The organism is Streptomyces sp. NBC_01571 (assembly GCF_026339875.1).
Taxonomy (GTDB): Bacteria; Actinomycetota; Actinomycetes; order Streptomycetales; family Streptomycetaceae; genus Streptomyces.
In genome coordinates this window covers 1-5075 of record NZ_JAPEPZ010000015.1, presented here as the reverse complement: position 1 = coordinate 5075, position 5075 = coordinate 1, and the positions used below count along the sequence as shown (strand labels likewise).

The 5075-nt window shown below is 73.5% G+C and carries 1 protein-coding gene and 1 pseudogene; both read left to right on the top strand.

The annotated features are described in order from the left end of the window. Positions 1 to 448 precede the first annotated feature (448 nt). The gene (locus OHB41_RS51975) at positions 449 to 3970 is read left to right on the top strand and encodes a WXG100-like domain-containing protein (protein WP_266709828.1); all 3522 of its coding nucleotides are present in this window, start codon (positions 449 to 451) and stop codon (positions 3968 to 3970) included. Beyond that, positions 3886 to 5075, top strand: a pseudogene (locus OHB41_RS51970) (hypothetical protein); the annotation flags it as partial. The gene OHB41_RS51975 and the pseudogene OHB41_RS51970, both read left to right, overlap by 85 nt.

The window sequence follows — 5075 nt, the reverse complement described above, 5'->3', positions numbered from 1 at the left end:
GAGCAGTGCCGTGACAGCCGGTGTGCGCGAAGCTGCCGTGTTCGGTGATGGCCGGGTCCGGGGCACCGGTTCGGCCGTGGCGATGGTCACGGTGACGTTCACGGAGCTGTCCGCCCCGATGGCGGCGTCACCAGCAAACTCGCGCGGTCGCCGAGGAGCATCGGCCGCGCGGCCCGGCTCGGCGACGGCGGCGTCCCGGTACTGTCCGGCCCGTCCTGCTGACCGCTCGCCGGCCGCGTCCGGGCCGGACGGCCCACCCGCCCAATGCACAGGCCGGCCAGAGGCATCACCTGATGTCCGGCCCGGGGTGGGTGAACCCTCCGGGCGGGTGTTTACGTGTGCAGAGTGTGGAGTGTGGTGTGCGTGTGCCGGGGCAGCGGGTGGGCCGGTGGGCCGGCGACGGCGGACGTGCCGCGGTACGGACAGGGGTGTGCGGGGTGGGTGGGTAGTGGATCTGTCGCCGGGCTCGCCGCTGGGGAACCTGCTGAAGTTCCTCACCGGGATGGAGTGGCCTGATCTCGACGAGGCTGCGATGCGGCAGCGTGTGGTGGAACCGCATGTGGAGCTGCAGCGGGACCTGCGGGAGCTGCAGGACCTGATCGCGCAGGTGTCGCACTCCGTCCAGGGCGCGGTCGAGGGCTCCTGGAGCCAGGCGTACGCGGCGGCGATGGCCACGTTCGGCACGGGGGCCGGGGCGGACCGGATCAAGGCTTTGACCGACACCGCCGAGCAGCTGGCCCGGTACGGGGAGAAGACCCGGGCGGACGCGGCGTATTACAAGAACATGACCGTCATCCAGCTCAACCTGTTCCTGGTGGAGTGGTCGCTGGTCATGGCGATGGCGGTGTGGAACCCGTTCGGCGCGCTGGCCGAGCAGGCGGTGCTGCGCGCCACCTACCGGGCGATCCTGCGCAGTGTGATCTTCCGGTTCCTGGCGGGGCTGGCCGCGCAGGAGGTGCTGAACGTCGGGCTGGCGGCGGCGACCCACGAGTTCGCGAAGTGGCTGACCCAGGAGCAGGGCTACACCCTGGAGGACTCCGGCCAGCTGCTGAAACAGGCGGTGGGGTTCGGGGCGCTGCAGGGAGTGTTCAGCGCGTTCGTGCCGTTCGTGGGCGGTGCGCTGGGGGGGCTGCTGGGCAAGGCGTTCGGGCGGGACGCGGCCGCCACACTGCGGGGAGCGGTCGACGCCGCGCTGGATGCGCCGCCGCACACCGCCGCGGGCCGGGAACCGGGCAGGGCCGCGGGCCGGGAACCGGCGGCCGGAGCGGGTCCGGACGTGCGCTCCGCGGTCAGGGACTGGGGCGAGGACCTCGCCCAGCGCACCGCGCGCCTGGCGCGGGCGCTGCGCGAGGGCCGCGGTGACGGTGTCACAGCGGTGTCCATCGGTGTCGGAGACCTGTTCGAGCAGCATCTGGGCCAGTTGATGACGGCGGGTGCGGCACGGGAGCTGGGCGAGGGCTGGACACGGGCGTTCACCCGGTCCTTCGGCACCACGCACATGGAAGAGGCACTCACGGCGGCGCTGCACACCCTGCCCGCCGAGGCCGCGGTGCTGCGGGGGGTGTTCTCCCGGGACGTGGCCCGGGCATTCGCCCCCGACTTCGGCCACAAGATCACCGCGCTGGCAGGAGAGGCCGCCCTGTGGGGCGGCGCGATGAACCTGGCCGAGGGCACCTACAACGCCATCACCCTGGGCGAGTTCACCACCTCCCTGGCCACGTTCACCTCCGGCGCCCTCGGCGCCCTCCTCGGCCACGCCGGCGCCCACCTGGGCGGCAAAGCCGGCTGGAAACTGCGTTCCGCCCTCGGCCTGGGCAAACCCCCCACCGTCTCCACCACCACCACCACCACCACCACCACCACCGGCACCAGCACCAGCACCGGCACCGGCCCGGGTGCGGGTGCGGGTGCGGGTGCGGGGGGTGTGAACGCGCTGCCCGGTCCACACCATCCGCTGACACGGCCCGCCGGCACCTTCTCCTTCACCCCCCGGCGCACCACCACGACCCTCTCCCACGGCCTGCCCTCCTACTACCGCCCCGGACCCCACGAACACAAACCGGCCACAACCAAGCCGGCCGGCCTCACCGGTACACCCCCACAAGCAGACACAGACACCACCACCACCGTCACCAGCACCACCGGCACCACCACCACCGTCACCAGCACCACCGGCACCAGCACCAACGTCACCAGCACCAGCGGTGCCGGCACCAACGTCACCGGCACCGGCACCGGCACCGGCACCGGCACCGGCACCGGCACCAGCGTCACCGGTGCCGGTGAGACCACTGCCGGCCGCCACACGACCACAGACGCGCACACCGCCCCGCACACAGGTACGCAGACGGCTGGCCCGGAGGGAAGCCGGGCGACGGAAACGGCCCGCCCGCACCCGGCCGCCCCGCACCCGGCCGCCCCGCACACGGGTACGCAGACGGGTGCACGGGCAGACGCGCACACCACCCCGCAGACAGACGCGCACACCGCCCCGCGGGCGGGTGCGCGGGCGGCTGGTCCGGAGGGGGGCCGGGTGGCGGAAACGGCCGGCGTGCACCCGGCGGGCGGGCACGCCGGTCTGCCCTCGTACGCGGATGCCGTTCTCGACAGCCCGCCTTCGTATGCGGGTGCCGTTCCCGGCGGCCCGCCCTCGTCTGCGGGTGCCGACGGCGGCCGGGGCGGGGCAGGGGGTCCGTCGGCGCGGTGGGAGGAGTTCCGGCAGCAGCGGGACGCGGCGTTCCACGACCGGCTGGCCGCGGCGGAACATCTGTCGGGCGGGCGGCTGGACAGGGCGCGGGAGGAGTTCGTACGCGCGGATGTGTTCGCGGGCCGGTACCTGCCCGCCGGTGACACGGCTCACGGGCAGTTCCTGGAGGTCTACCACGCTCATGTACGGGCCCGGCTGGAGGAGCTGGCCGGGCAGACAGGCGGCCGGGTCACGCCCGCGCAGCAGCGGCAGGTGCTGGCCGAAGCGGAGACCGTGCTGCCGCGGATGTGGGAGCAGCTCTCCCAGCACCAGCGCCATGGGCAGGTGTTCGGGGAGCGGTTCGAGCGGGCGGTGGCCGACTACCGCCGCCAGGACCTGTTCGGCGGCCGCTACCTGAGCGGCGGTGACCGGGTTCACGGTGATCCCGTCCCCGCCGGGCGTGAAGGCTCCGGCCGCCGCGGGGACCTGGCCGGGCAGGAACGGCTGCCGCAAGAACCGCAGACGCGGCAAGCCCTGCCGCAGGAGCGGGTGGCAGTGGATCAGTTGCGTGAGAGGCTCGAGGCCGTACACCGGCAGGCGGTCACCGCACTCGGCCGGATCTCCGGTGGCCCGGACACGCCTGAGCACCTCCGGGCGCGTCAGGAGGCACAGGCGCTCATCGCCCGCCTGTATGAACAGCTGCCGGCACAGATCCATCACCTCGGGATGCGGGAACGGCACGTCGCGCAGGGCCTGGACGTGTTCGACGCCCTGGCCGGGCAGGTCAAGGAGACCGGAGTCGAGATCCCGGGTCCGGTGCTGCAACGGGCCCGCGCGGACCTGGCCGACGATCTGCGCACCGCGCACACCGTCCTGCGTGAACACCACGGCGACACACGCCACTTCACCGGCCACTGGCAGCAGCATCTGCAGGAAGCGACCGGCCGGCGGCTGCTGCTGGAACGTCTGGAACACGCCCGGGTCCGCCACGAACGCCTGGAACAGGCACGCGACCTCTTCCACCGTGCGGCAGACACCTTCGAGGACAGTCCCGCCCACGGAGCACCCCTGGGCGAAGCCGGACGCGAACGGCTCGCCCGCGTCTTCGACAAAGACGTCGAACACGCCGTCGACACCGACTGGTTCAGCCACCCGGCCCACACCGACTACCGCCGCCCCCACGACCCGCCGGCCCCCGCGTGCCCGCGGCCGGCGACACCACCCCGGCCCGCCCCTTCCAGGACAGCCTGGACGCCCTGCACGCCGGCCTGTCCCGGCGCATGATCCACGAAGCCGAGCGCCAGACACTCATGGAACAAGCCGGCCAGGACTTCCACACCCTGACCGGCCACCCCGACAGCCCCGCCCACCACTACCACATCGACGAACCCGCCCTGGAACGCCTCGCAGAAGAATTCCGCGAGGACACCCTGCGCGTCCACGACCGCATCCAGACCGACACCGACCCCACCCTCCCCCGCACCGACGACAACGAACTCACCGCCTGGCTCCGCCACGAAACCCGCCACGAAAACACCTTCCACCACACCCTCACCACCGCACGCACCACCCCCCCACCCACACCCCGCCCCACCACCACCCCCGCCGGCACACCGGACAACCCCCGCCCCACCACGGACAACGACCCCACCAGCACACCGGACAACCCCCGCCCCACCACGGAAAGCGACCCCACCACAAACACAGGCACCCGTCCCGCCACCGACCCGGCCCGCACCCCCGCACCCCCCCTGCCCACCACCTCCCACCCCCCCCTGCCCACCACCTCCCACCCCCCCCTGCCCACCACCTCCCACCCCGCCCTGACCACGCAACGGACCACGCAACGGACCGCGGACCGGACCACGCAACGGGCCACGGAACGGACCACGCAACCAACCACGGACCGGACCACGGACCAGACCACGGACCAGACCACGGACGGGACCGCGGACGGGACTGCGCAACGGACCACGGACCAGGCCGCGGAACGGACCGCGGACCAGGCCGCGGACGGGACCGCGGACGGGGCCGCGGACGGGGCCGCGGACGGGGCCGCGGAGCCAACGACGGAGCGGACCGCGGAAGGGACGGGGCAGCGGCCCCCGCGGGCGGACGCCAGGGACACCCGCAGGACCGGGACCGCCGACCACACAACCGGCGCGGCCGGGGACGGGACCCGGCAGGCGACGGCCACACCGTCCCAGGACCACCCGGCCGACCATGCCGCCGAGGACGCCTACGCCGTCATGGCCGGCACACCCACCAGAACCCAGTCACAAGCCCAGGCCCCCCACCCCACCCCCTCCACCCGAAACAACACGGCCGAGTCAGGCACGACCCGGACCGGCACGGCCGAGTCAGGCACGACCCGGACCGGCACGGCCGA